This is a genomic window from Streptomyces scopuliridis RB72 (genome assembly GCF_000718095.1).
GTDB lineage: Bacteria > Actinomycetota > Actinomycetes > Streptomycetales > Streptomycetaceae > Streptomyces > Streptomyces scopuliridis.
In genome coordinates, this window is sequence record NZ_JOEI01000002.1 from 1 (window position 1) to 26,967 (window position 26,967).

At 67.4% G+C, this 26,967-nt stretch carries 17 protein-coding genes, 1 tRNA gene and 4 pseudogenes; 11 read left to right on the forward strand and 11 right to left on the reverse strand.

Features of this window, described 5'->3' with window-relative positions; all coding sequences use genetic code 11:
- From IF11_RS41510 to IF11_RS38310, 5 genes and pseudogenes are all read left to right on the forward strand, one after another.
- Nucleotides 1–165: pseudogene (locus tag IF11_RS41510) on the forward strand (transposase); the annotation flags it as partial.
- Between the two features lie 638 nt (nt 166–803).
- Entirely contained in the window at nt 804–1,286 is a 483-nt protein-coding gene (locus IF11_RS40630) for a hypothetical protein (RefSeq protein ID WP_133243216.1), read from the forward strand.
- 116 nt (nt 1,287–1,402) lie between these two features.
- Nucleotides 1,403–1,885, forward strand: coding sequence for a type 1 periplasmic-binding domain-containing protein (locus IF11_RS0101350; RefSeq protein WP_051745313.1), 483 nt, complete (start codon nt 1,403–1,405; stop codon nt 1,883–1,885).
- Nucleotides 1,886–2,141: 256 nt separating this feature from the next.
- Nucleotides 2,142–12,710 carry a LamG-like jellyroll fold domain-containing protein gene (locus tag IF11_RS0101355; RefSeq protein ID WP_157848394.1) on the forward strand — a complete coding sequence of 3,523 codons (10,569 nt, stop codon included), beginning with the start codon at nt 2,142–2,144 and terminating at the stop codon, nt 12,708–12,710.
- Nucleotides 12,711–12,730: 20 nt separating this feature from the next.
- Nucleotides 12,731–13,168 carry a DUF4259 domain-containing protein gene (locus IF11_RS38310; RefSeq protein WP_078490308.1) on the forward strand — a complete coding sequence of 146 codons (438 nt, stop codon included), beginning with the start codon at nt 12,731–12,733 and terminating at the stop codon, nt 13,166–13,168.
- Nucleotides 13,169–13,274: 106 nt separating this feature from the next.
- On the opposite strand, the pseudogene IF11_RS36245 reads toward IF11_RS38310, so the two are convergent.
- The 5 genes and pseudogenes from IF11_RS36245 to IF11_RS0101380 form a co-directional block, all read right to left on the reverse strand.
- Nucleotides 13,275–14,558: pseudogene (locus tag IF11_RS36245) on the reverse strand (tyrosine-type recombinase/integrase).
- Nucleotides 14,558–14,782: a helix-turn-helix domain-containing protein gene (locus IF11_RS0101365; RefSeq protein WP_030349495.1), complete on the reverse strand. Its 225-nt coding sequence runs from the start codon at nt 14,780–14,782 to the stop codon at nt 14,558–14,560. Before IF11_RS0101365 ends, IF11_RS36245 begins: the two are co-directional and overlap by 1 nt.
- Nucleotides 14,782–16,152 (reverse strand): replication initiator, encoded by a 1,371-nt coding sequence (locus IF11_RS0101370; protein ID WP_240627969.1) that lies wholly within the window; start codon nt 16,150–16,152, stop codon nt 14,782–14,784. The genes IF11_RS0101365 and IF11_RS0101370 overlap by 1 nt, the downstream gene beginning before the upstream one ends.
- Before the next feature lie 128 nt (nt 16,153–16,280).
- Nucleotides 16,281–16,526: a DUF7848 domain-containing protein gene (locus IF11_RS0101375; protein WP_030349497.1), complete on the reverse strand. Its 246-nt coding sequence runs from the start codon at nt 16,524–16,526 to the stop codon at nt 16,281–16,283.
- Entirely contained in the window at nt 16,514–16,756 is a 243-nt protein-coding gene (locus IF11_RS0101380; RefSeq protein WP_051745414.1) for a hypothetical protein, read from the reverse strand. Before IF11_RS0101380 ends, IF11_RS0101375 begins: the two co-directional genes overlap by 13 nt.
- A 283-nt stretch (nt 16,757–17,039) precedes the next feature.
- Here IF11_RS0101380 and IF11_RS0101385 point away from each other — a divergent pair, with 283 nt between their 5' ends.
- The 5 genes and pseudogenes from IF11_RS0101385 to IF11_RS36255 all read left to right on the forward strand — a co-directional run bounded on the left by IF11_RS0101385 (nt 17,040) and on the right by IF11_RS36255 (nt 20,895).
- The gene (locus tag IF11_RS0101385; protein WP_030349499.1) at nt 17,040–17,759 is read left to right on the forward strand and encodes a helix-turn-helix domain-containing protein; all 720 of its coding nucleotides are present in this window, start codon (nt 17,040–17,042) and stop codon (nt 17,757–17,759) included.
- A 2-nt stretch (nt 17,760–17,761) separates the two neighbouring features.
- Nucleotides 17,762–18,232: an NUDIX domain-containing protein gene (locus tag IF11_RS0101390; RefSeq protein WP_030349500.1), complete on the forward strand. Its 471-nt coding sequence runs from the start codon at nt 17,762–17,764 to the stop codon at nt 18,230–18,232.
- 638 nt (nt 18,233–18,870) lie between these two features.
- Complete coding sequence (locus IF11_RS40635; RefSeq protein WP_133243345.1) at nt 18,871–19,155, forward strand: hypothetical protein; 285 nt, start codon at nt 18,871–18,873, stop codon at nt 19,153–19,155.
- A 274-nt stretch (nt 19,156–19,429) separates the two neighbouring features.
- Nucleotides 19,430–19,723: pseudogene (locus tag IF11_RS38320) on the forward strand (IS30 family transposase); the annotation flags it as partial.
- Between the two features lie 75 nt (nt 19,724–19,798).
- Nucleotides 19,799–20,895 (forward strand): annotated as a pseudogene (locus tag IF11_RS36255) (IS630 family transposase).
- Nucleotides 20,896–21,049: 154 nt separating this feature from the next.
- Here the strand turns inward: IF11_RS36255 and IF11_RS41515 are convergent.
- The 3 genes from IF11_RS41515 to IF11_RS0101420 form a co-directional block, all read right to left on the reverse strand.
- Nucleotides 21,050–21,427: a nuclear transport factor 2 family protein gene (locus IF11_RS41515; protein ID WP_030349501.1), complete on the reverse strand. Its 378-nt coding sequence runs from the start codon at nt 21,425–21,427 to the stop codon at nt 21,050–21,052.
- A 549-nt stretch (nt 21,428–21,976) separates the two neighbouring features.
- Nucleotides 21,977–22,785, reverse strand: a protein-coding gene (locus IF11_RS38325) for an IS5 family transposase (protein ID WP_106979086.1) whose coding sequence is annotated in 2 segments (ribosomal slippage) — nt 21,977–22,446 and nt 22,446–22,785 — 810 coding nt in all. Because the reading frame shifts where the segments join, the coding sequence is not laid out codon by codon here.
- A 658-nt stretch (nt 22,786–23,443) separates the two neighbouring features.
- Nucleotides 23,444–23,517, reverse strand: a tRNA-Pro gene (locus IF11_RS0101420).
- A 202-nt stretch (nt 23,518–23,719) separates the two neighbouring features.
- Between IF11_RS0101420 and IF11_RS0101425 the strand changes: the two genes are divergently transcribed.
- Nucleotides 23,720–24,103, forward strand: a complete 384-nt coding sequence (locus tag IF11_RS0101425; RefSeq protein ID WP_157848395.1) for a DUF309 domain-containing protein — start codon at nt 23,720–23,722, stop codon at nt 24,101–24,103.
- On the opposite strand, the gene IF11_RS0101430 is transcribed toward IF11_RS0101425, so the two are convergent.
- Genes IF11_RS0101430 through IF11_RS0101440 form a run of 3 tightly spaced genes read right to left on the reverse strand, consistent with a single transcriptional unit; the run spans nt 24,093 to nt 26,955 of the window.
- Nucleotides 24,093–24,803: a LutC/YkgG family protein gene (locus IF11_RS0101430; protein ID WP_078490311.1), complete on the reverse strand. Its 711-nt coding sequence runs from the start codon at nt 24,801–24,803 to the stop codon at nt 24,093–24,095. The two genes, IF11_RS0101425 and IF11_RS0101430, sit on opposite strands and share 11 nt — an antisense overlap.
- Nucleotides 24,800–26,239, reverse strand: coding sequence for a LutB/LldF family L-lactate oxidation iron-sulfur protein (locus tag IF11_RS0101435; RefSeq protein ID WP_030349506.1), 1,440 nt, complete (start codon nt 26,237–26,239; stop codon nt 24,800–24,802). Before IF11_RS0101435 ends, IF11_RS0101430 begins: the two co-directional genes overlap by 4 nt.
- The gene (locus IF11_RS0101440) at nt 26,236–26,955 is read right to left on the reverse strand and encodes a (Fe-S)-binding protein (RefSeq protein ID WP_030349507.1); all 720 of its coding nucleotides are present in this window, start codon (nt 26,953–26,955) and stop codon (nt 26,236–26,238) included. The genes IF11_RS0101435 and IF11_RS0101440 overlap by 4 nt, the downstream gene beginning before the upstream one ends.
- Nucleotides 26,956–26,967 lie beyond the last annotated feature (12 nt).

The following is a 26,967-nucleotide window of genomic DNA, read 5'->3' on the forward strand; positions in this document are numbered from 1 at the left end:
CTGATCCTGCGCCTGGTCCGGGAGAACCCGTCGTGGGGCTACCGCAGGGTGCACGGCGAACTCGCCACTCCCGGCATCACAGTCGCCGCCTCCACCGTCTGGGAGGTCCTCCAAGCCGAAAGCATCGACCCCGCGCCCAACCGGGCCGCCACCACCCGGGCCGACGCGCGCTCCGCGAGTTCGAGCAGCACCACAACGCGCACCGGCCCCACCAGGCGATGAACCAGGCGGCACCCCTGCGCGCCGTCCCCGAACCGCTGAACCCCGGACAGATCACCCGCCCGGACATACACCGCACAGACCGCCTCGGCGAAGTCATCCACGAGTACCGACACGCCGCCTGAACTGCACGGATGAGGTTTCCGGCAGGCGCAGGGTTGGGAGCGAGTGGGAGCGGCCCGTGCTCCCACTCGCTCCCAAAGCGCTCCCGGAAAACCCGTCAGGGGCCATCCGAAGACGGCCCCTGAGCTGCGAGAATATCCGACATCGCTGTCGGGACGACAGGATTTGAACCTGCGACCCCTTGACCCCCAGGAGTGAGGGTCGGGGCCATTTTCTGGATGTAGCAGACTTAATCAGGGTGCATGTTGTGCGCTGCAGACTCCCTCGTGCACCATCGCGCACACCGTGTGGTCCCCAACTGGTCCCCACCCGCGGTCATGGCTCGCACGCTACGTGCGACGTGTCGACGCCATGGCCGGCCCCCGGCTGGACAGCCCCTGGGCACTGCCGCACAGGTATCGCTGCGGGATTTCTGTCGCCAGTTCGTGGAGCTGGTCCGAGCCGACCGCACCCCGGAGGAGTTGGCCAAAGAGTTCGAGCCATCCGCGCAGACCATCCGCACCCGGGCCAACAAGGCCAACGCACTTTGGCGGCATGTATGGTACGGCTCCGCCGGACCTGTACGCGTTCGAGAGGAAACCATGGTGAAGTCTGTCGCCGCTGCCATTCCAACTGGCCCTGTCCGCAGGAGCCTTGCTTTGAAGTCGGTTGCTTCCAGAACGCTGCTGGCCGCTGTGCCGGTGGTAAGCCTCGGAGTGTTGGGGGTCGTGCCGTCCCTCGTCATCGCGTTGCGTCGGCGCGGGCGCGCCCACTGGATCGCGTGCGCCGTATTCACCGTGGTGACGGTCGGCTGGGTTGTGCAGATAGCAGTGACGCCTGAGGAAACCCACGGTCTGCTGTTCGTGGCCGATTTCCTGCTTCTGCTTCTCTCCACCGTCGGGGCCACGCTGCATTGCCTGCTCAGCTATACCCCGAGCCCGAAGGGCACCGGTGAGTCAGCGTGAAGACCCGGCGTGCATGGAGAAACAGGGCCGAGCAGGCTCCGCCGCGCCGCGGTGAGTGGCTCCGGCCGCAGATCGCCCGGGTGGTCGGCGCGTTCAGGGGGAGAGGGCGGTGGGTTGTGGCAGGTGCGACTGCGCTTGGGCTACTTGGACTGCTGGCCTTTCAGTTGCTCGGCGGTAGCGACCCGGCGGGGGCGCCGGACCCGCGAGCGCGTCAGTACGAGGATGAGGACGCCTGCCTGCTGACGGGTGATCAGGGAATTGCCTCCGGAACCCCCGCCGCGCCGGTGTGGCAGGCGATGCAGAAGGCATCGCTTGATACGCGCGCCCGTGTCAACTACGTACCGGTGACGGGCGAACAGTCAGTGGCAAACGCACGGCCGTTCTTCAACACCCTGATGCAGCGTCAGTGCGGGGTGGTACTGGCGGTGGGCGGTCCGCAGGTCGAGGTCACGGAGGCTGGGGCGGCGCGGCATCCGAACATTCGGTTCGTCGTGGTCGACGGCTCAAGTGACGCCGCCAATGTCGTCGTGGCCAAGTCCGGAGAGGGGCTTGAGGAGACGGTGGTGGACGCCATCCAACAGGTAGTCAAAGGCCGCTAACCGACGGTAAAACGGGTGGAAGTGGCGCCCTGAGCCTCTCATGACGGGTAAAGATCAAATAAAATGCCATGGTGAAAGCTGGGTTGGCAGGGCCATGACGGTCAAGATTGCGCAGATCCTGTAACCGTTTCGTGAGTAAAGGCCCTTCCCCATGCGCGCTCGCCGGGTCCGTGGTTCCCGCCTGTTCCCGCCCGGTCGCACCGGTCGGCGCAGAGCGAGGGCGACGGCTCTTTCCGTCCTCGTCTCGTTCTCCTTCATGCTCACCACCGAGACAGCGGCGGCCGAGGGTGCCACGCTTCCGGCGCTCAGCATGCCGGAACTCTCCCTGTCAGGCCTGTGGACATGGATGAACAAGTCTCCTCTGGACACCCCCGACCAGCAGAGCGGAACCGCCCGTGGCAAGAGCCACTTCGCCTCGGCCGACTCCACCCGTACCGATCGTGTGGTCGGCCACGCCCCGGGCAAGGGCAGGGGCGAACTCGACCTGTACGAGAGACCCGTGGACGCGCCCGAGAAGGTCACGACCCGGGCGCGGGCCGTCGGCAACGCGGAGAGCTTCAACGCGAAGACCAGCAAGCGCGACGCCAAGAAGTCGACCGCGACATCCGACTACTACGTCAACGCCGACGGCTCGACCACCGTCCGGCACTACACCGGCCGCACCAACTTCGCGTCCAGCGACGGCGGGTGGCAGCCGGTGGACACCAGTCTCGTACAGAACGCGGACGGCAGATTCGAGGAGCGCGCCAACTCGCTCGCCATCGATTTCGCTTCGGACGCCGCCGATCAGCAGCTCGCCTCCGTCGACTTCGGCGGAGGCCGCTCACTCGCGTACTCGCTGCGCGACGCCGCGAGCGTCGTTCCGAGAGTGGACCCCAATGGTGCCCTGACCTACGCGGACGTTCTGCCCGGCACCGACCTTGAACTCGTCCCACTTACGGACGGCTCCAAGGAAAACCTTGTTCTGCGTTCGCCGGACGCCGCCAACTCCTGGCTCTTCCCGCTGGACGTCAAGGGGCTGACCCCGCGTCTCACGGACGACGGCGACGTGGAGTTCATCGACGCCGACGATGCGGTGACCGCCACCATCCCGCACGCGTACATGGCCGACTCCAAAGTCGATCCCCGCTCCGGTGACACCGCCCAATCCCGCGAACTCACCTACGACATAACGACGGTGGGTGGTACGCCCGCGCTGCGGCTGACCGCCGACCGCGCCTGGCTCGTCGACCCTGAGCGGGTCTACCCGGTGACCGTCGATCCGACGATCGTCGCGAGCAACTCCACGTACGCCCAGAACACCATCCCGGGCGATCACTCCACCGAGGACCAGATCAAGGTCGGTTCATACGACTCGGGTACGAACAAGGCCAATTCGTTTCTCCAGTTCAGCTCGCTCGGCACCACGCTGAAGGGGCAGCGGGTCTCCGCCGCGACCCTCAATGTGTACGCGCTCTGGTCCGCGAGCTGCACGGCCATGCCGTTCTCGGTCCACCCGGTCAATCAGTCATGGACGCCTTCCGGGGTCACCAGCTATCCCGGTCCGTCCTACGACGTGGCGATCGGCACGGCCACACCGGCGCCCGGCGCTTCCTGCACGAATGACACCGGCTCCACGTCCGTTGGCGTCAAAATGCCGGTAACGCTCTCCACCGGCTGGTTCGACTGGGTCGCCACGGGCGGCGCCAACTACGGTCTCGCGCTGACCGCCCCGACCACCGACGGCGCGCACTGGAAGAAGTTCCACTCCGACAACTCGGCGACTCCGGGATGGCGTCCGGCCCTCGACCTGACATATGCGCCCAACACCAAGCCGCAGGTCAACGCCCAGTATCCGCCGGAGAACTTCCCGGCCAACACCCTCCAGCCCGAGCTGCTCGTCTACGCGAGCGATGCCGACAAGTGGCCGTCGGCCCTGTCGTACACCTTCGAGGTGTACGACGCCGACAGCGACAGCACCACACCGGTCGCCACCTCCGGTGCCATCGCCAAGGGCTCCTGGAAGATACCCGCCGGCAAGCTCACCTGGAGCAAGAACTACGTCTGGTACGTCGGTGTCAGCGACGGCTACGAGGAGGTGACGCACTCCAGCCGCTTCTCCACCGCCGTGCCGCAGCCGCCGGTCACCTCGGGCCTGGCCCAGAACACGGACGGTCACGAATTCGACCCGAGCGACGGCAACTACACCACCGAGGACACCGACGCCGAGGTGCAGGTCGTCGGTCCTTCCCTCTCCGTGGAGCGTTCGTACAACAGCCTCGATCCGCGAGTCGACAGCGCGTTCGGCGCCGGCTGGTCGACGGTGGTCGACATGAAGGCCGTCGAGGCCAAGGACGGGGCGGGCGCGGTCACCAGCGTCGTGATCACCTATCCAGGCGGGGAGCAGGTCGCCTTCGGCCGCAACGCCAACGGTACGTTCGTCCCCCCGCCGGGCCGGTACGCGCGGCTCCAGACCGTCACCGGTGGCTACACGCTCACCGACAAGGACTTCACGGTCTACACCTTCACGCAGCCCACGGCGAAGGCCGCGGTACGCGCAATATCCGGCATCAAGGACTACGCGGGCCGTACCGAGACCTTCAGCTACACCTCAAACCAACTGACCAAGATCACCAACACCACGTCGAACCGGTCCCTGACCCTCACCTGGCAGACTCCGACCGGCGCCACGGCCCCGCACGTGGCGACCGTCGCCACCGACCCGTCCAAAGCGGGCGACGCGAGTACCGTACAGACCTGGACGTACGGTTACTCGGGCGACCAGCTCAGCTCGGTGTGCCCGCCTGCCGACCCGGCCAAGTGCACGACGTACGGCTATGCCACAGGCAACCACTACCGCACTACGGTCCTCGACGCCGACCCGTTCGCCTACTGGCGCCTCGGTGAGGCCACGGGCGAGACCGTCGCCAAGGACGCGGTGGACAGCAACCAGGGGCGGTACAACGGCCTCTACCGCAATGTGACCCTGGGCGGTTCGGCCGTCCTCGCGGGCTCGACGCAGAAGACCGCCACCTTCAACGGCACCACCTCGTACGTGGAGATACCGAGTGCTCCGGGCGCCACGCCCTCGTACATGTCGGTGTCGCTGTGGTTCAAGACCACCCAGGCGGGCGGTGTCCTCTTCTACTACGGCGACAAGCCGTTGAGCGTCTCCGACCCGGTCGGTACGACGACCAAGAACACCCCCGCCGTGTATGTCGGCACCGACGGCAAGCTTCGCGGCTGTCTGGCCATGTCGCCGGGCTGCAACACCACCATCACCTCCAGTGCCTCTGTCAACAACGGCCAATGGCATCAGGCCGTCCTGACCGGTGTGGCCAACAGCCAGACCCTGTATCTGGACGGCGTTGCCCAGGGCACGCTGACCGGCACGATCAACGACTGGGAGCAGCCCTATCTCTCGCTCGGCGCCGGGGTGAACACCGACGGCTGGCCCGCGATGAACGCGAACGACAAGCTCGGGCACTACAGCGGCCAGCTCGCCGAGGTCGCGATCTACTCCGAGCCGCTCGGCCAGGACGTCATCACCGCCCAGTACCAGGCGGCCAAACGGTCCGCCGGCCTGCTCAACAAGATCACCACTCCGGGCGGCAAGACCCAGTCCTCGGTCGCCTACGGCACCACCGACGACCTGGTCCTCCAGGCCACCGACGGCGACGGAGGCACCTGGAAGCTCAATTCCTCCACCGTCACCGGCTCCTCGCAGGTCTACCGGTCGGCCGTGATGGGCTCCGCGCCCGCCGGCTACTGGCGCCTTGACGACACACAGGGCGCACCGCAGGCCGCCAACGAGATCCACACCGGATTCGGTACGTACAACACCGTCACCCAGGGAGTCGCCGGCCCGTTCGGGACGGGCGACGCGACCGCAGCCTCGTTCAACGGCACCAGCTCGTTCGCGGAAGTGCCCTACGCGCCCTGGCACGGCAAGCAGGACCGCGCCGTGGAGCTGTGGTTCAAGACCAGCAAGCCCGGTGTGCTGATCGCCGACCAGAGCCGGGCGCCGAATGACCCCGAAGGCGTCGGCGGCAGCTGGAACCCCGTCCTGTATGTGGGCGCGGACGGCAAGCTCCGCGGCCACTGGTGGAGCGTCAGCGGCAGCGGCAGCACCGACTTCGGCTCCAAGGCCGTGGTCAATAACAATGCCTGGCACCACGCGGTGCTCTCCGCCTCCGGCTCCACCCAGACGCTGTACGTCGACGGTGTGAAGCAGGCCGACTACAGCGGCGCGGCCAAGGACCAGTCCAACACCCGTACGTTCATCGGCGCCGGCTTCACCCGATCCTGGATCAGCTCCCCGGGCGACATCAGCTACTTCACCGGTTCCATCGCCGATGTGGCCGTGTACGCGGACCCGCTCGCCGCCGACCAGGTCGAGCAGCACTGGTCCGCGTACAAGGCGTCCTCCGGCGTCGCCCCGGTGCGTACGGTGAAGCTCACCGATCCCACCGACAAGACGCTGACGTACGTGTACGACGCGGAGCTGGGCAACCGTCTCCTCGCGGCGGTCGACACCAACGGCAAGCGGTCCACGTACGGCTACGACACGGCCGGCTTCCTGCACACCGTGACCGACGCCAATGGCAATCGCGCCATCACAGGGCACGACATCCGCGGCAACACGGTCTCCGAGACCACCTGCCAGGACACCACGGCCAATAAGTGCTCCACCGAGTACTCCACCTACTTCCCGGACGCGACCACGGCGTTCCCGCCTATGGATCCGCGCAACGACCTGGTACTCACCGAGCGGGACGGCCGTTCGTCGGAACCGGCGGACAACACCTATCTGACCAGCTACACCTACGACAGCGGCGGCAACGTTACCTCGGTGACCACGCCGCCGGTGGCCGGGCATCCGGCCGGCCGGACCGCCACCACCAGCTACACCACCACCAGCACCCCGGCCGCGGAAGGCGGTACGGCCAAGGCTCCGGCCGGACTGGTCGCGGACGTGGTCACGCCGGGCGGCAAGCGGACGACGTACACCTACTTCGCCAACGGTGATCTCGCCGAGGTCACCGATGCCAACGGCGCCAAGCTGAGCTACACCTACGACGCGCTGGGCCGGCAGCTCACCGAGACCGAGATATCCGACGCCCAGCCGGGCGGACTCACCACCACCCTGACCTACGACAAGAACGACCAGGTCCGCACCGAGACCAGCCCACCGGTCACCAACCGGGTCACGGGCGCTGTCCACACCGCGCGGTCGACGACGGTGTACGACGCGGACGGCAACGTCACCGAACAGACCGTCGCGGACCTGACCGGCGGTGACGCGGCGCGTACGACGTCCCTCACGTACGACGCGTACAACCGGCAGGCGACCAGGACCGATCCGGGCGGTGACACCACCGCGTTCGAGTACGACGTCTACGGCAACAAGACCAAGGAGACGGACCCCGCGGGGAACGTCAACACGTACACGTTCGATGCCGAGGGACGTCCTCTCACCACAAACCTGCTCAACTACACCGGCGACCCGGACAACCCGTCGTCCCCGGCCACGCTGGTGCAGGAGTCGCGGGCGTACGACCCGGCCGGGCGGCTCGCCTCGGTCACCGACGCGATGGGCTGGACGACCGCGTACACCTACACCGACGACGGACTGTCGGCCTCGGTAGTGCGCAAGGACCCGGCGAGCGGCGCATCGTTCACCGAGCAGGCCAACACCTATGACGCGGCCGGAAACCTGATCGAGCAGGTGACCGACGACGGCCAGACCAGAACCACCTTCGCGGTGGACGCGGCCGACCGCACCACCTCATCGGTGCTCGACCCGGCCGGCGCCAGGCGCTCGACGAAGGTCTCCTACGACCCGGACGACAATGTGGTCTCGGAGACCGAGACCGACCCGGCGACCGGTGACATCAGCACGGCGGACACGACGTACGACAACCTGGGCAATGTCACCGGCAGTACCGTCCACGACGGTACGACCGCCCCGGTGGCCCGCTACAAGCTGGACGAGACGACGGGCGTCTCCGCCGCCGACTCCTCCGGCGCCAACCACTCCGGAACCCTCGGTACCGGAGTGAAGTGGAACCCCGACCGCGGCGGCAGCGCGGACTTCGACGGCACGGCCAACGCGTACGCGCAGACGACCGGTCCGGTCGTCAACACCAGCGGCAGCTTCACCGTCTCCGCCTGGGTCAAGCTGAACGCGAAAACGGCCAACAACACCTTCGTGGCCCAGGAGGGCAAGAACGCGAGCGGCTTCCAGCTCTACTTCTCCACGACATACGGCTGGTCCTTCAACCGGCACTCCGCGGATGTCGCCAGCCCGGGCATCATCCGGGCGTACTCGGGTACGGCGGCGGTGACCACCGGGACCTGGACGCATCTAACGGGCGTGTACGACAAGGACGCCGGCCAGGTGAGGCTGTACGTGAACGGCGTCGCGTCCGGCACCCCCGCCGCGTTCACCACCCCCTGGGAATCCACGGGAGCGCTCCAGATAGGCCGCCTGCGCATGAATGGCGCCTCCAGCGAGAACACCAGCGGCGCGATCGACGACGTCCAGGTCTACAGCGAGGCGCTCACCACGGCGCAGGTCTCGGCGGTCCGAGGGGGCACCTTCCCGGCGGCCGGCAGCTCCGTGCGTAGCACCACCTGGAAGCTGGACCAGCGGGGCCTGCCGACATCCTTCACCGATGCCAACGGCAGTACCACCGACTACGGTTACGACGAGGCTGCCCAGCAGACCACGGTCACCGAACCGGCCGTCGACGCCGAACAGAACGGTGGCACCCCGGTCTCCGTCCGCCCGGTCTCGATGACCGGCTACAACACCTTCGGCGAGAACACCGAGAGCTCCGACCCACTCGGCAATGTCACGGTCACGGCCTACGACGCCGAGGGCCAGGAATCCTCGACCACACTCCCGAACTACACCCCGCCCGGGGCCACCGCGCCCATCACGGCCACCTTCTGGAACGAGTACAACAAGCTCGGCCAGGTCACCGCCGAAGTCGACGCGCTCGGCAATCGCACCACATACTCGTACACCCAACTCGGCGACCTGGCCTCGGTCGTGGAGCCGGGCGGCGACACGACGAAGTACGCGTACGACACCAACGGCGACCAGCTCTCCGCGACCCGGCCCAACGGCGCCCGCGAGGAAACCACATGGGACTACCTGGGCCGCCCGGTCACCAGCACGGACATCGTGCGCCAGCCCGTGCAGCGGGCGTACACGGCGATCAACGAATACAACGCCCCGGGCGGTGAACTGTCCCGGACCGTGAGCCCGACCGGTGTCGCCGAGTCGTACAAGTACAACGCGCTGGGCGAGACCACCGAGGTGACCGACAGCGCGGGCAACACCTCGAAGTTCACCTACGACATGGACGGCCAGGTCCTGAACTCCACGGACCCGGACGGCACCAGCACCAAGAACACCTACGACGGGTTCGGACAGCTCACCGCGACCAGCGATCTGGACGCCACGGGCAAGACGCTCCGCACCAGCAGCGCCACGTACGACCGCGCGGGCAACCCGCTGTCGGTGACCGACTACCGCGGTCACACCTCGACCTTGACCGTGGACCGTACCGGGCTGGTCACCAAGGCGGTGCAGCCGGTCTCCGCGACCGAGTCGATCACGACGACCTTCGGCTATGACGCGGCGGGCAACCGAACGCGGTTCACCGACGGCCGGAACAATCCCTTCCTGACCACATACAACAGCTGGGGGCTCCCGGAGTCCGAGATCGAGCCGTCGACGCCGGGGCACACCCCGCTCTCCAACCGCACGTTCACCATGGTGTACGACGCCAACGGGCAGGCGACCGAGGCGCGTTTGCCGAGCGGGGTCACCGTCACCAACGAGTACGACACGAAGGGACGGCTGACCCGGCAGAGCGGTTCGGGCACCGCGGTCACGACGGTCGACCGCACGTACGCGTACGACTCCGACGACCGGGTCGTCGCGGTCGCGGGGGCAGGTGAGGACAAGAACACCTTCGGCTACGACGACCGCGGTCTGCTGCTGTCGGCCTCCGGCCCTTCAGGGGATTCGTCCTTCGCGTACAACGCGGACGGGGCGATGACCACGAGGACGGACGCCTCCGGCACCTCCGCGTACGGATATGACACCGCGGGCCGGCTCAAGACGGTCAGGGACGGTGCCACGGGCTCGGACCTGACCTACGGGTACGACGTCAACAGCAATGTCACGGAGGTGGATTACGGGAGCGGCAAGTCGAAGCGGACTTTCGGCTATGACGCCCTGGAGCGGCTGACGAGCGACAAGCTGACCTCGCCGAGCGGCAAGGTCCTGTCGTCGATCGCCTACGGGTACGACGAGAACAACAACGAGACGTCGAAGACGACGACGGGTGTCGCTGGTGCGGGTACGCACACGTACAGCTATGACTGGGCGAACCGTCTGACGTCCTGGAACAACGGGACGGCGACGGAGCAGTACGGGTATGACGCGTCCGGCAACCGTACGCGGGTGGGCGGCGACACGTACACGTACGACGCGCGCAACCGGCTGACGTCGGACGGGCACAACACGTACACGTACACGGCCCGGGGCACGTTGAGCGGGATCACGGACGAGGGTGGGAAGCTGACCACGGTGAAGGCTGATGCCTTCGACCGGGTGATCCAGGAGGGCGACCGTACGTACACGTACGACGGTCTGGACCGGGTGCTGAACGCGACGGACGGGACCGGCACTTCGCTGTTCTCGTTCCAGTACAGCGGTGCCGGCAATGATGTGGCCTCGGACGGCGTGACGTCCTACAGCCGGAATGCGGACGGTGCCCTGCTCGGGGTGAAGACGGCTGTGTCTTCGGTGCTGGCGTTGACGGATCTGCATGACGACGTGGTGGCGCAGTTCACCGGTTCCGGTGAGGCGCTGACGGGTTCGTCGTCGTATTCGCCCTTCGGGATGGTCACCGAGTCGGTGGGGATGCTCGGGCGGCTGGGTTACCAGTCGGGGTGGACGGATCCGGAGACGGCCAAGGTGAATATGGCCGCCCGCTGGTATTCGCCGCAGTCGGGCCAGTTCAACAGCCGCGACACGGTGGGAATGGACGCGCTCCCGGCGTCGGTGTCCGCGAACCGGTACGCGTACGGCGACGACAACCCGATGACGGCGACCGACCCGACCGGGCACTGGCCGAGCTTCGTGGACAAGGCCATCAAAAAGGTCAAGAAGAAGGTCAAGAAGGTCGTCAAGTCGGCGTGGAAGAAAACCAAAAGGACGGTGAAGAAGGCGGCGAAGGCCGTCAAGAAGGCCGCGAAGGCGGTCAAGCAGGCGGTCAAGAAGGTCGTCAAGAGGGCCAAGCGCGTGGTGCGCAAGGCGGTGCACTATGTGGCGGACAGCGTCCACAAGGTCAAGAGATACGTCAAACGCACCTACAAACGCGTCAAGCATTACGCCCATAAGGTCGTCAAGCACGTCAAGAAGACGGTCCGGAAGGTCGCCAAGGCCGTCAAGCATGTGGCGAAGAAGGTCGTCAAGGCGGCGAAGAAGGTCGGCCGGGCGGTCAAGAAGGCGGCGAAGGCGTCAGCCCATTTCGTGAAGCAGCACGCCGCGACGATCGCTTCGGTGGCGGTGGGCGTGGCGGTCTTCGCGGGCTGCACCGCCCTCACCGCCGGGGTCGGCGCGATCGGCTGCGCGGCCCTGGCGGGCGCGGCGGCCGGCGGTGTCGGCTACATGATGAACGACGGCCCCAAATCGGTCGGCGGCTTCCTGGGCGCGGTCACCATCGGCGCGGCCACCGGCGCACTCGGCGGCGCCGCGGGCGGCCTGGCCGCCGGCGCGGCGGGTCGGCTTCTGGCCGGTGTAGGCGGCAGGGCCCTCCAGGGCGGGGTCATGGGCGCCACGGGGGGCGCGGCGGAAGGCGCGGTCGGCTACGGCATCTCCTGCGCGGCGAGCGAAGAAGGCTGCAGCGCCAGCGGCGCCGCCAAGGCCACAGCGGTCGGCGCGGCGACGGGCGGGGTCTTCGGCGCCGCGGCCGCCAGATTCGGCCCGAAGGCCAAACAACAGCCCGAGCCCGACAACACACCCCGGGCCCCGAGCACCTGCGCGCGAGTCCCGCACAGCTTCACCGGCCTGACGAGCGTCCTCCTCGCCAGCGGCACCACCAAACCCATCAGCGAGATCAAAGCCGGCGACTACGTCCTGACCGCCGAACCCGGCAAGAAAACCAAGGAGAAACACCGCGTCAAGGCGGTCATCGTCACCAAGACCGACAAGGACTACGTCGACGTCACCGTCGCCACCAAGTCCGGCCCCAAGACGATCCAGACCACCAAACACCACCAGTTCTACGAAGCCACCCGCAACACCTGGACCCAGGCCGCAGACCTGAGGCCGGGCCAGCAACTCCAGAACGCCTCAGGTAAACGAACCACGATCCTCGACATCAAGGCGTACACGGCACAGCGCACCACCTACGACCTCAGCGTCGAAGACCTCCACACGTACTATGTGCTGGCAGGCGATACTCCGGTACTCGTTCACAACTCAAATTGCGGACCGGGTACGAAATTCGATGTACCGACCGAGCCGGGCATTTACACAATCCACCTAAATGACGGAACGAAGTATGTGGGAAGCTCGACGTCAAGTATTAGAGAACGAGTGAATAAGTCGATGCGGTCCAAACATGCGGTTCGCAAGGCTGGATACACATCGGACGACGTAGTTAATGTCACCTACTTCACTCTGCCCGCTGGGACAAGCAAGACGGCGATCCGCCGAATGGAGCAGACCATGATGGAGGGTGTTAAGGCGAGAGGTGGAACTCTCCTTAACCGGAGAGACCCAGAGATCGAAGTCCCAATCGGCGGATATCTACCGTAAGCCTCTAACTGGAGTTAGTGATGGGAACCTGGGGTTCAGGTCCGTTCGACAGTGATACAGCTGAGGACTTCCTCGATGAGCTGGAAGAACAGTCCGCTCCGGAGCGGCTAGCAGTCATGGAGAGCACATTCCGTTCCGCCGTTGAGGGGGGCGGGGGCTCGTCCTCGTCGGTGCTTCCAGAAGAAGTGATGGCTGCTGCTGCGGTGGTCGCGGCAAATGTTCCTGCTGGGCAATCTCTATCCTGGAACGAGGAATATCCGAGCATTACGGAATGGCTAGAGAAGCCAATCACGCCCGCCCTGGCGTCATCTGCCATTCACGCGCTGGAAGTGGCATTGCCTACTGACGGATGGTTCTGGCGAAGCTGGGTGGATGTCGAGGAAAGGGCTGAGGCTCAGGCCGCGATTGACCGCTTGCGGGCTGTGCTGAGCCCCATCGGGGAAGGTGGATCTCGATAGCCGGTGGCTAATATCGAGGTCAGGCTCCAATGCGACTGAAGGGCCCCGCCGAAATCTCATTTCGGCGGGGCCCTTCAGCTGTTTGACGGCAACGCTGACGGCAACGTCAGCGGACGATGGCTCCGACGGGGGTGCCGTCGGGGTCGTCGCGGCCGGGGCTGAGGGTGTCGCCGAGCGTGTTGATGGCTTCGCGTTGGAGGCGGAGTCGTACGTGGGCGTAGACGCCGGCGGTGACGCCGATGTGGGCGTGGCCAAGCAGTTCTTTGATCACTACGAGGTCGATGCCCTGTTCCAGGAGCAGGGTGGCGGTCGAGTGCCGAAGATCGTGGAAGCGGATTGCTCGGAGTCCGGCGCGGTCGAGGAGGCGGCGAAAGCGGCGTGTGAGGTTGGCGGGATCGAGGGGGCTGCCGGAGGGCGTGGCGAACACGAGGCCGTTGTCCGCCCAGCCTGATCCCGCAGCCTGACGTTCGTCATGCTGCCTTTCCCGGTGGATCTTGAGGGAGCTGATGCATTCGGTGGGCAGGGCGATGCGGCGCTCGGAGGCGCGGGTCTTGGTGTGCAGGACGGTGAGGCCGCCAGTGGGGGTGCGCTGGAGGGAGCGGTGGATGGTGGCCGTGCCGCCGTCGAGGTCGAGGTCTTCCTAGTGCAGGCCGAGGAGTTCGCCCTTGCGGAGGCCGGTGCGCAGGGCGAGTTCATACAGCGCGTGGAGCCGGTCACTGCTGGCGGCCTGGAGGAACTGCCGGGCCTCGCTCGCGGTGAAGGGCTTGAAGCGCCTGGGCCGGGGCGCGGGGGTCTTGACGTTGCGGGCGACGTTGCGGGGCAGGTCGTCTTCGCGGACGGCGTGCTCCAGGGCGGACTTGAGGACCGAGTGGATGTAGGTCACGGTCAGCGACGACAGGTGCTTGTTGCAGCACTGGCCTATGGCGCAGCAGGAGCGCCGGGCGGTGTCGCGTCCCTGGATGCAGCACTGGCAGGTGCTGCGGAGGTGGTCGAGGAAGGTGCGGACGTCGCGGGCGGTGAGCCGGGCGAGCTTCTTCGCGCCGAGGCCGGGGATGAGGTGGAGGCGGATGCAGGCGGCGTAGCGGGTGTGGGTGTTCTCCCGGACCTGGTGGACGGCAATGCCGTTCAGCCAGTACGTCAGGTAGTCGCCCAGGGTGCAGTCGGATGCCGCGACGGGCAGGCCGAGGTTGCTCGCGGCGATCTTCTCGGTGAGCTTGCCCAGGGCTTCCTTCCGACCTGCGCCGTAGACGCGGACGCGTTTGCGGATATTGCCGGGGGCGAGAACGTATCCGGCGGCCTCCCACCGGCCGTCCTTGCGCTGGTAGATGGTGCCGTCTCCATTGGCGCGGGAGCGGCTGCGGCGGGTCGATGTGGGGCGCGGCATGGTCATCAGGCAGCTTCCTGTTCGAGGCGTGTGCGGATGAAGTCGGTGAGGGCGTGGGTGGGGATGCGGCGGGCGCGGCCGAGGGTGATCGAGGCGAGTTGGCCGGTGCGGAGCAGGTCGTAGACGGCGGAGCGGCTGAGCTGGAGGCGGGCCATCACCTGGGGCACCGTCAGCAGTTGCTGCGCCGGACTCAGCGCGGGGTGAAGGACCGCAGCGGGAGGCGTGGTCATCAGCTACCGCCTTCGGCCGTGAACTGCCGTTCCAATTCATTGCGGTGCCACACGTCAGCGGCGAGGAGTCGCGCGCCAGGGCTGTAGCCCGAGCCGAGGTAGTCCCAGTGGCCGACGACGAGCGTGGTCGCCGGGTCGGACTCGGGCAGGCCGGTGTGGGCGCGGGCCTGTTCGGTACGCCAGGCCCGGCGGATCTCGCGGAGCGCGGCGAGGGTGGTGGAGTAACTGCGGGACTTGGTGGAGAAGTGGCCCCGGAAGCCGAGCATGTGCGCCCACTTCCGGAGCTTGAGGTGGACGAACTCCGGCAGCCTGCCCAGCTCCCAGCAGGTGCGGATCATCCGTCGCACATGCCGGGCGACGGCGAGCCGGGACAGCGGCAGAGCCTGCCCGGTGCCGTCGCACGCGGTGCACGGGAGCGGCGTTCCGTGGGGCAGGAGGGTGGCGCCGCGTCCCTGGCAGGGGCGGCAGAACAGGGAGCGGTCGAGGGTGCCGGAGGCGTCGGCGGACTTGGTGGCGTACTTCGCCACGTAGGCGGCGACGGCCTGGTCGGTCAGTTCGGCGTCGGTGCCGAAGGCGGCGATCTCGCGGACGTCGAGCTGTTCGCCCCAGGCGAGTTCGCGTTCCCCGACCGCGTCCGACTCAACCGTCATACGGACCCGTGAGGCGTCGGCGCGTACGGCGTCGGCGAGCACAGCGACGGTGGCGTACGGGGGTGGGGGCTGGCTGGTGCCGTTGGGGCCGTCGAGTCGGATGACGGCGTGGAAGTGGACCAGGCCGCGCTTTTGGTACTCGGCGACCTTGGCGAAGGAGATCCGCAGGACAGCGTGGGCGGCCTTCTGGGTCATGCCGAGCCCGGCGGCGAGTTCGCGGCGCAGGTAGGTGGTGAAGCGGGCCCAGAGCGCGGAGGCATGAGCGTTGAAGAGGATTGCGCCCGTGTAGTCGTACGTCTCGGGGTTCAGTGGCGTCCCAATCAGGGCGTCCGTGGGTTCGTGGAGCTTGCGGCAGCGGCAGGGGCGGATGTCACCGCCAGGGGTGGTGAGGCGATTGTGGACGGGGCCGAAGGACGGCGGGGTGAGGGTGGCAAAGACGCGGGGGTGGGTGCGGACGGTGTCGGGCACGGTCTTGCCACCGGACAGGCCGGCGCGGATGAGGTGGTAGGTGTCGGCGGCGTAGAGGCGGGAGCAGGCCGGGCAGCGGGAGGCGCGGCGGTTGCCGCACGTGGTGAGCAGGCTGCCCGTGGGTTCGGCGGAGGTGATGTAGGAGCGCAGCACCTCAGCGGTCGTGGTGTCGACGGTGGTGATGTGGCCGGTCAGGCGGATGGGTTCGGTGTGGCTGACTTTCTGTGGCTGAGGCCAGAACCCCGTGGTCATGGGCCCGGCATGTGAGCGCCCGTCCCTGCCGGGGCTGATGAGGACGGGGGAGCCTCGATCGGTCACGCCCGGCAGGGACGGGAGTCGGGTGGGTCAGCGCGGGGCGGCGCCTGGGCGAGCAGGACGGGTCACATCTGTCGCCAGGCCCGCCAGGGCCGGGTGATGATCTCCCGGTAGGTGTGGTGGGACGGGTTTTGGCCGCAGTGGCGCAGCACCCAGTTCTGCGGTTCGGCGAAGTCCTCGCTCGTCGGTGAGGTCTCTCCGTCCACGGCGCATTGCATCGCGTACTGGACCGGCTCCGCGTCCGGCTCGCGGTCGGGCTGGAGAGTCCAGGTCTCGTAGCGCAGGACCGAGCGAGGGGTCACCGTCCCCACCTCCGGTTGGCCACGGCCACCTTGGCGCTCAGCTCCTCCGCCGGAGTCGGCGCACGTACGTCCTCGGGCGGCACGTCCCATTCCCGGCCACCGCGCGGTGGCCGAAGCTGCACGTACGGCCCCACATGCCCCATGACCACGCCCACCTTGCCGTTCCGTCGGTCGACCACCAGGGCGCCGGCATCGGGCGAGACGGTGTGCCCGTCGGTATCAGGGGTGGGGGCCGTCATCGTGACCACCCCGGCGAGGCGGTGCGCGACAGGGCGTCCAGTCGCAGGGCGGGAACACATGGGGTGGTGCTCTTTCGCACGGTGACGCTCCTCGGCGGCGTTGATGCGTGCCCCTGGGCCTGTTGGTGCCGCAGGGTCGGCACCCGATCCTCACGCCGGTCACCGGGACGAAGGAACCTCCACCAAACCCCACTTCGGGACGTCCCGCACCGTGTAGAACGTCCCTGGTGCCGTCCTGAGACGAAGAGGGAGACTCGTGCCGAACGAGAGACTACGAGCCGTCATGGCAGCCGGAGGCTGGACGTACGCCGCACTCGCTCAGCAGGTCGAGGTCGACCCCAAGTCGGTCGAGCGCTGGGTGAACCTCGGGCGCATCCCACGTCGTGCCACCGCCCTCCAGGCGGCCAAAGCCCTGGGAGAAGACGTGCACGCACTCTGGCCGGCGCTCCGCCAAGCCCGCCCCGCCCGCGCCATCAGCCCTGAGTTGGTGGCGCTCTACGAACAGCGGGCCGACATCCCCGTCTCGGCGTTCACCGACCTCATGGCTCAAGCCCGGGAACGGATCGACATCCTCGTCTACGCGGCCGTATTCCTCCACGAGGCTTACCCGCGGCTGAACGAACTCCTCACCGAGCGCGCCGCCGAAGGCTGCACCGTCCGCGTCGCGATCGGGGACCCCGACAGCGACACCGTCCAAGCCCGCGGCCAGGAAGAGCGGTTCGGCCACGGCATCGAATCCCGCTGCCGCCTCGCACTCATGCACTACAGGCCTCTCGCCGGCACCCCCGGCATCGAAGTCCGCACCCACGCCACCACGCTCTACAACTCCCTCTACCGCGCCGACGACCAGCAACTCGTCAACGCACACGTCTGGGGCGTCAACGCCTACGCCGCCCCGGTGTGGCACCTTCGCCGACACGAGAGGGGCGGCATGTTCGACACCTACGCCGACAGCTTCGACGCCGTGTGGGCGACGGCAACCCCCGTACGAGAGGAAGGCTGACCGTGGCGCGAACCGAATACTACGACGACCCGAACGCGCCCAAGCCGAACAGCATGGTCGCCGCCGCCTCCGCCGTCGTCACCGACGACCACGGCCGCATCCTCCTCCAGCGCCGACGCGACAACGACCTATGGGCCCTGCCCGGCGGCGGCATGGACCTCACCGACTCCCTGCCCAGCACAGCCGTCCGCGAAGTCAAGGAAGAGACTGGCCTCGACGTCGAGATCACCGGCCTGGTCGGCACCTACACCGACCCGAAACACATCATCGCCTACACCGACGGCGAGGTCCGCCGCCAGTTCAACATCTGCTTCACCGCCCGCATCACCGGCGGCCGGCTGGCAATCTCCGACGAGTCCACCGAACTCCGGTTTGTACCGCCCGAAGAGATTGAGCAGTTGCCGATGCACCACACTCAACGGCTCAGGCTCCAGCACTTCTTGGAACACCGCGAGAAGCCGTACCTGGGCTGAACCGTCTGACGGCAGTAGTGACGGCAACAACCCCGCACAACCACGGACACCCACGCACCTCACCGGACCAGCAAACCTCGCTTGACCTGCGAAAAAGCAGGTAGAGGGGCTCGCGTAGCACACGTACTATGTGCTGGCGGGCGTCACGCCGGTCCTCGTCCATAACTGCAACTCGGGTGTCAACTCCGCTGGTGAGGCGTGCGGTTGCGGAGGCGGCCCCAAGGCTTATTCCGTGGCGTTCGAGATGACTCTTGATGCAGCTGATTTCGGCCGGTCACGAGGAACGCACTTCAGAAGGGCGAACGAGGCCCTCGATGCAACACTTCAGTCGGACGCAAGCTTCGCTCAGTCGATGGAACAAACAATTCCCGGCATCGGTGCAGCCGTTTCCTCTAGTGGAGGCAGACGGACCCCCACTGGCTGGACCTGGCAACATGAGCCCGCTTCGAATGCCAACGGCCGACAGGGCGTGATGCGCCTCGTACCGCGTTCCCAGCACGATCCCGGATCCCTCTGGCAAAATCTACTGCATCCTGGTAGCTCTGGCGGCTACTCAGAGTGGGCGATCCCCAACGGCGCCCCGCGCAACAGAAAGTGAAGTGGCAGTGTCCATCACATTCACGCATAGAGGTGGCGAAATGGATGACGGAAGCGAGGGAGGAATCCCCGCACTCGTTGCCGAGCTCGAAGGACCGCTCGATGATGAGCATCCGGATGTCTCGGTCACAGATGATGAATCGTCCTGGAGTGTCTCCGCCTTTCAAAGCGGAAGTCTGGTGCTCGAGAATCTCGACAGCAGTGATGTCGATCCTCGCCACTTGCCAGATGTTTCGCGCGCTGAAATGGTCCGCGTGATGACTATTCTGGCGCAGGGCAATCTCGCGGACCTCCAACAGTTGGAGTGGCGTCCTGGGTATGAATAGAAATGGGTAGGAGTCCCAAGGTTGATGCGTTCTCAGCTCAGTTGACGAGATGAGCTGATCGCCTGCGTCGCGTCTACCCTCGCCTCGTCTGCCATTCAGGCGTTGGAAGTGGCGCTGCCCGCAGAGGCTGGTTCTGGCGAAGCTGGGTGGACGCCGAGGAGCGAGCGGAGGCGCAGGCGGCGATCGATAGGTTGCGGTCTGCGCTGCACCCTGTCAACGAAGGCGAATCTGGGTAATCCTGCCACACGGCCATAGCCCCGGAGTCATGCAAACCGCCCTCCTGGAGGCCGTCAGGGGCCTGCCGGCCACCTTGAAGCGGTCGCTGACCTGGGACCAAGGCACGGAGATGGCGCACCACCACGCCATCTCGAAGACATCAGGGGTGCCGGTGTACTTCTGCGATCCTCACAGCCCCTAGCAGCGAGGATCGAACGAGAACACCAACGGCCTGCTGCGGCAGTACTTCCCGAAGGGCGCGAACCTGTCGAAGTACTCCAGGGAGGACCTGGACGCCGTAGCGGCTGAGCTGAAAGCCAGGCCGCGGAAGACGCTCGGCTGGGACATGTGACCGCATAGGTTCGCCGGGTTGGTCGTCATGGCGGTTGGATGTGCGGTGACGTCCGATCCGACCGCTGGCGGCGCGGTGGCCGAGCCTGTCCGTGTGCGCAGACTGACCGACCAGGAGGGGCGGCGGCTGCAGCAGATCGTGCGCCGGGGCAGCACCAACTCAGTGCGCTATCGGTGCGCGATGACGCTGCTGGCCTCGGCCGGCGGGAATCGGGTGCCGGTGATCGCCCAGCTGGTGGCGGCCGACGAGGACACCGTGCGCGATGTGATCCACCGGTTCAACGAGATCGGCCTGGCCTGCCTGGACCCTCGGTGGGCGGGAGGCCGTCCCCGCCTGCTCAGCGATGACGACGAGGACTTCGTCGTCCAGACGGCCACCACCCGCCCCACCAAGCCCGGCCAGCCATTCACTCGCTGGTCGCTACGCAAACTCGTCGCCTACCCGCGCACAGTCCACGGCCGAGTGATCCGTATCGCCCGCGAGGCGTTACGCGGCCTGCTCGCCCGCCGTGGAGTCACCTTCCAGCGCACCAAGACCTGGAAGGAATCCACCGACCCCGACCGCGAGGCGAAGCTGGACCGGATCGAGCATGTCCTGGACCGTTTCCCCGACCGGGTCTTCGCGTTCGACGAGTTCGGCCCACTCGGGATCCGGCCCACCGCAGGCTCGGGCTGGGCCGAACGGAAACACTCCGACCGGGTGCCGGCCACCTACCACCGCACCCATGGAGTCCGGTACTTCCACGGCTGCTACTCGGTCGGCGACGACATGTTATGGGGCGTCAACCGCCGCAAGAAAGGTGCCGCGAACACGCCGGCCGCGCTCAAGTCGATCCGCGCCGCCCGGCCCGACGGCGCCCCCATCTACGTGATCCTGGACACATCCGCCGCTGGGCTACAAAGCACAAGGCCGAGCTGTGCTTCACCCCGACCTACGCCTCTTGGGCCAACCCCATCGAGGCCCACTTCGGATCGCTGAGGCAGTTCACCATCGCCAGCTCCAACCACCCCAACCACACCGTGCAGACACGAGCCCTGCACGCCTATCTACGCTGGCGCAACGCCAACGCCCGCCACCGCGACGTCCTGGCCGCCGAACGCAAGGAACGCGCCCGCATCCGAAGCGAGAAGGGCATCCGTTGGGGCGGACGCCCCCTCAACACCGCAGCCTGACCAACCGCGAACTTACACAGCCACAGCGCAGCATCGGTCCGCTCGTCGCCAAGCGCGGACGACCGAAGCGTTGTGAAGATGATCTCGGCTGGGCAGACCCGGAGCCCCGAACGGGGCCGGTTGCAGGAGAAGGACGGCGCCAGCGGAGAATGACTCAGGAGGCGGACGGCTCGATCTCCCCCGCGAAGACGATGACCTGGTCGATGAGGCTCCGCCGCAGATGGACGACGTCCGTTCCCGCCAGGCGGGGGCCTCCATCCGGCGTCGTGAAGACCCACTGGTACCGGGCCCACTCGTCCGGCATGTCCACCGCCGAACAGCGCACCATCGTGCCGGTCCCCGCGGGGTGGCGCCGGATGTCCAGCACGAACCGCTCGACCGCCTCGATCCCCTCACTGCGGCCCAACGGTCCCCAGAAGACCACGTCCGAGGTCAGGGCCTGGGAGAGCAGCGCAGTCACATAGCTGTCGTCCGAGGCGTTGAACGCGGAGATGAACGTGTCGATCGCGGACCGCGCGGTCTCTTTCTGCATGCACCAGTAATACCAGTCGCCTTGCGGACCGCGCTCGTCCCGTGAGCCGTCTCCCGACCACGGTGAACCATCCCGGTCACAGCACTAGGGGGTCGGGACTGGCTACGTCCCAGCCCTCCGCCAGCATTTCCGGGCACCGGCGGAGCCTGCCAACGCAGGCGACGCGACGCCAAAAATCCCCGCCATGCACCGAGACGCTGGGCCGGCGGAAGCCAAGTCGTAGATCAGCGCGCGGAGCCCGTGAGCTTCAGCGTCCACGATCGATGCCCCTTGCCATCCCCGTTATTGTGGTAGCGGCGATCGCCTGCGGCGGCAAGTTGATCTGTGCCAGCCTACATGGCACTCAATGACGTAAGGGGGGCGAGTGGCCGTCGATCCGCAAAGGAATGCCCGGATTCGTCTTGCACGCAAGCGTCCGACACCTACCCGTGTTCGACATCTTCGGACAGGCCCAGGGCGTGAACGGCGGCGGCCGGGAGAACACGCATGCCGAGGTGGCCTCGCGTCTCGCTGAGCTGCCGCACCGCGCGGTCCGGCTAACTGATCGTTTCAGAATGAGGTTCGGAGGCGGCGGAGGCATATAAGGCTGCAGGCCAGTTCGAGCAGGCCCTGATGGAGATCGGCGCGTCGTTCGTAGCGGGTGCGGAGCCGTTTGAACTGGTGCAGCCAGGCGAAGGCGCGCTCTACCACCCATCGCACTTTGCCCAGTCCGGAGCCGTGGGCGACGCCGCGTCGGGCGATCATGGGTTTGATACCGCGCTTCCACAGCAGGCGGCGGTACTTGTCGAAGTCGTAGCCACGGTCGGCGTACAGGCGTCGAGGCTTACGGCGAGGGCGTCCGTGCAGGCCCCTGATCGGCGGGACCGCGTCCAGCAGGGGCAGCAGTTGTGTGACGTCGTGCCGGTTGCCGCCGGTGAGCGTGACGGCGATCGGGGTTCCGTGACGGTCGACGATCAGATGGTGCTTGGAGCCGGGGCGGGCGCGGTCGACGGGCGAGGGGCCGACGTGATCCCCCCTTTGAGCGCCCGGATGTGCGAGCCGTCCACGGCACAGTCGTCCAGGTCCAGTAGGTCGGCGCGGCGCAACTCGCTCAGCAGGACGGCGTGCAGGTGCGGCCAGACACCGGCCTCGGTCCAGTCCCGCAGCCGGCGCCAAGCCGTCACCCCGGAGCAGCCCACGCTCTGCGCGGGGACATCACGCCAGGCGACACCGGTTCGCAGCACGTACATGATGCCGGCGAGTGCCGCTCGGTCGGGAACACGCAACCGCCCCGGATGGCGGCGGCGTCGCTCGGGAGCAGGTGGCAACAGCGGAACCACCCGCTCCCACAGGTCGTCAGGAACAAGATCAGCACGCACCCTGGACACCCTGCCGCCCAAGATCACCGAGCGCAAGAACCGCAGCTCAACTCATTCTGAAACGATCAGTAAGCCACGACATCCCTGCAAGCGCCGCCCTACTGGACAAGATCGCCAACACGGTCTGAAGTCTGCCTGCCTGACGAATCCCCGCCCCCGGGCCAGCTGCCTTGTGCCTCGGCCCCGAGCCGCGACGCCGCCGGGTAACGAGCCGAAGTACGCACGTTGGAGGTGGCCGCGAGCAGCGCCCTACGGCCACCAACAACGACCTCCCACTGGTCAAGTCAACCCATACGACACCTCTCTCCCCCACCAGCGCCACCCGCCACCTGCCCCTATGCCACTCGGCGCGTTCAAAATCTGGAGGGGGTGCGCACCGAGATAGGGAGCACGACCCCTTGACGAGAATCCGGACAAGGGCTCGAAAAGCCGAGCACATGACCGGCGCAGCGGCTCCGAGCAGCCGAGATTTTCACCGGGAGCGACACCATGGGGCGACCCACGGTCAACCCTAGATTGACGCCGCTCCCAGCTTTCGGCGGGTTGGAAGCGAGTGGGAGCGGCCCGTGCTCCCACCCGCTCCCGAAGCGCTCCCGTGAAACGTCTCAGGGGCCATCCGAAGATGGCCCCTGAGCTGCGAGAATATCCGACATCACTGTCGGGACGACAGGATTTGAACCTGCGACCCCTTGACCCCCAGTCAAGTGCGCTACCAAGCTGCGCCACGTCCCGATGTGTGGCCTCAGTGAGGGAATCCCCCGGTTGGCCACGCAAGAGAACATTACCTCACTCCGAGCGGCGCGAAGACGCGCCCCGTCCGCGCGACAATCGGGGTATGAAGGAGAACCGGCGGGATCGTGACGACGAGGGGCGGGCGCGGAGTGCGCGGCCGCGGGATGGGCTGGGGCGGCCGTTGGCGTATGGGGCTCCGGGGGTGGAGCGGCAGCCCGAGGGGGTGGTCCGGACGCCCGGGGAGACGCTTCAGGAGGCGCAGCGGCTGCTTGACGCGGGGAAGCCGTTCCATGCGCACGAGGTGTTCGAGGACGCGTGGAAGTCGGGGCCCGACGCGGAGCGGGGGCTGTGGAAGGGGATGGCTCAGCTGGCGGTCGGGCTGACGCACGCCGCCCGGGGGAACGCGACCGGTGGGGCGCGGCTGCTGTTGCGTGGCGCGGAGGCGATCGCCCCGTTCCGTGACCCGTACGGTATCGGTGTGGCCGGACTGACCGCCTGGGCACGGGAGTTGGCGGAGCGGGTGGCCGGCGGCGAAGAGGTGGACGCGGCCCGCGAGGCTCCCCGGCTGGTGCCGCTCACTCCGTGAGCAGGATGACTTCGAGCGTGCGCGGACCGTGTACGCCCTCCACCCGGTCGAGTTCGATGTCGCTGGTGGCGGACGGTCCGGAGATCCAGGTCAGCGGACGGGTGGGGTCGAGCAGGGGCATGGCCTGCGGTACGGAACCGACCACCTGGTCGGCGGTGCGTACGACACAGATGTGATGGTCGGGGACGAGTGTGATGCGGCGCCGTCCCTGGTCGGGGGCCGCGTCGAGAACGAGTGTGCCGGTCTCCGCGATGGCCAGGGCGCAGCCGGTGATCACACTGTCCACGACGTCGAGTTCCCGGGCCGTGGCGGTGGGATCGTCCTCCACCCTGATCAGATCGGTGCCCACCGAGGAGAGCGCGGAGAGCCAGAACGCCGGGAGCAGCGGGGGTACGAGGACGGTACGGGCGCCGCGTTCCGCCAGCAGGCGCGCGATGAGCGTGGGGAGTCCCTCGCTGTCGGTCCGGTGGACGAGCGCGCGGTAGTCGGCGAGGTTCTCGGCGAGCAGGTCGATGACGCGTTCGTCGGGGGTGTGCGTCTCCAGGTAGTCGCGCGCCGCTTCCGGGGCGTCGGGGGCGTCCGCGACGGCGGCACGGATCCGGGCGAGGATCCGCTCCCGGGATCCGCCGCTCGTACCGGTGCCCGTACCGCCGCCCCTACCGGTACCGGTGCCCGAAGCCGCGCCTGCGCCGGTGCTCATGTCCCTGTGTCCTTACGGTCGTTGTGGTGCTTCTTCCACCAGTCGCGGAACGACTCCGGTGGCAGTTCGGGCAGATCGCGCGAGTCGGTCCACGCCCCCGCCCCCGGGAGCTTCGAGGGATGCAGCCGGCGCGTCTTCGACGCGGCCCGCTCCCCCGCCGCCATCACCCGCGGATGGTCGAAGACCCACCCCGCCGCCTTCATCGCGGCCTTCTCCAGCCGGTGCCCCTTGCCGCCCTGGTCCGCCACCCGCTCGCGGAGATGGACCAGTACCTCGGGGATGTCGATGGCGACCGGACACACGTCGTAGCAGGCCCCGCAGAGCGAGGAGGCATACGGCAGCGACGCGTCGATCTCGCTCTGGATGCCCCGCAGTTGAGGGCTGAGGATCGCCCCGATCGGGCCCGGGTAGACCGAGCCGTACGCATGCCCGCCGGCCCGCTCGTACACCGGGCAGACATTCAGACAGGCCGAGCAGCGGATACAGCGCAGCGCCTGCCGGCCGACCTCGTCGGCCAGCGTGTTCGTACGGCCGTTGTCCAGCAGCACCAGATGGAAGGTGCTCGGGCCGTCCGCGTCATGGGTGCCGGTCCACATGCTCGTGTACGGATTCATCCGTTCCGCCGTCGAGGAGCGCGGCAGCGTCTGGAGGAAGACCTCCAGATCCCGCCAGCTCGGCACCACTTTCTCGATGCCCACCACGGAGATCAGCGTCTCGGGAAGCGTCAGACACATCCGTCCGTTGCCCTCGGATTCGAAGACCACGAGCGTGCCGGTCTCGGCGACCATGAAGTTCGCCCCCGAGATACCGACCTTGGCGCGCAGGAACTTCTCCCGCAGATGCAGCCGCGCGGCCTCGGCGAGTTCGCCGGGGGTGTCGGAGAGGCCGTCGGGCGCCGGCCGGCCCCAGGCGCCCATCCGGTCGCGGAAGATGTCCCGGATCTCGCCCCGGTTGCGGTGGATGGCCGGGACGAGGATATGGGAGGGCCGGTCGTCGCCGAGCTGGACGATCAGCTCGGCGAGGTCGGTCTCGTACGCGGAGATCCCCTCGGCCTCCAGCGCCTCGTTGAGCCCGATCTCCTGGGTGGCCATCGACTTGACCTTGACGACCTCGGTCTCGCCGGTGGCCTTCACCAGCTCCGCGACGATCCGGTTCGCCTCGTCGGCGTCGGCCGCCCAGTGCACCACTCCGCCCGCCGCCGTGACCGACTCCTCCAGCCGCACCAGATAGCGGTCCAGATGGCGCAGCGTATGGTCCTTGATCCGCTTGCCCGCCTCCCGCAGCAGCGCCCAGTCGTCCAGCTCCGCCACGGCCTTGGCCCGCTTGTCGCGGATGGTGTGGGTGGCGTGCCGGAGATTGCCGCGCAGTGTCTCGTTGCCGACCGCCTCCTTCGCCGCCACCGGAAACGCCGGCATCCCCAGATACGTACCGCTCATGACCAGGGCTCCTCTTCCGTCGACGCCAGAATCTCCGCGAGATGGACGGGACGCAGCGGGGCACCCTCCCGGCTCACGATTCCGCCGATATGCATCAGACAGGAATTGTCCGCGCCGCACAGCACCTCGGCCCCGGTGGAGACCGCGTTGCTCACCTTGTCCTGGCCCATCGCTGCCGAAACATCGGAGTTCTTCACGGCGAAGGTGCCGCCGAAGCCACAGCACTCGTCCGCACCGGGCAGCTCCCGCAGTTCCAGTCCCCGTACCGACTCCAGCAGCTTTCGCGGCCGCTCCCCCAGGCCCAGCAACCGCAGACCGTGACAGGAGGGGTGGTAGGTGACGGTGTGCGGGAAGTGCGCCCCCACATCCGTCACGCCCACCACGTCGACCAGGAACTCGGTCAGCTCGTACGTCCGCGCGGCGAGCGAGGCCGCCGCCTCGTCGCCGATCTTGGGGTAGTGGTGGCGGACCATGGCCGCGCAGGATCCGGACGGGGTGACCACATAGTCGTACCCCTCGAAGGCCCGGGTCATCCGCCGTACCAGCGGCTCGGTCTCCCGCCGGTAACCCGTATTGAACTGGGGCTGGCCGCAGCAGGTCTGTGCCTCGGGAAAGTCGACGTCGACGCCCAGACGTTCGAGGAGCCGTACGGTCGCGATACCGGTGGCCGGATAGACGGCGTCGTTGACACAGGTGACGAAAAGGGCGGCGCGCATGGGCGGAGCATA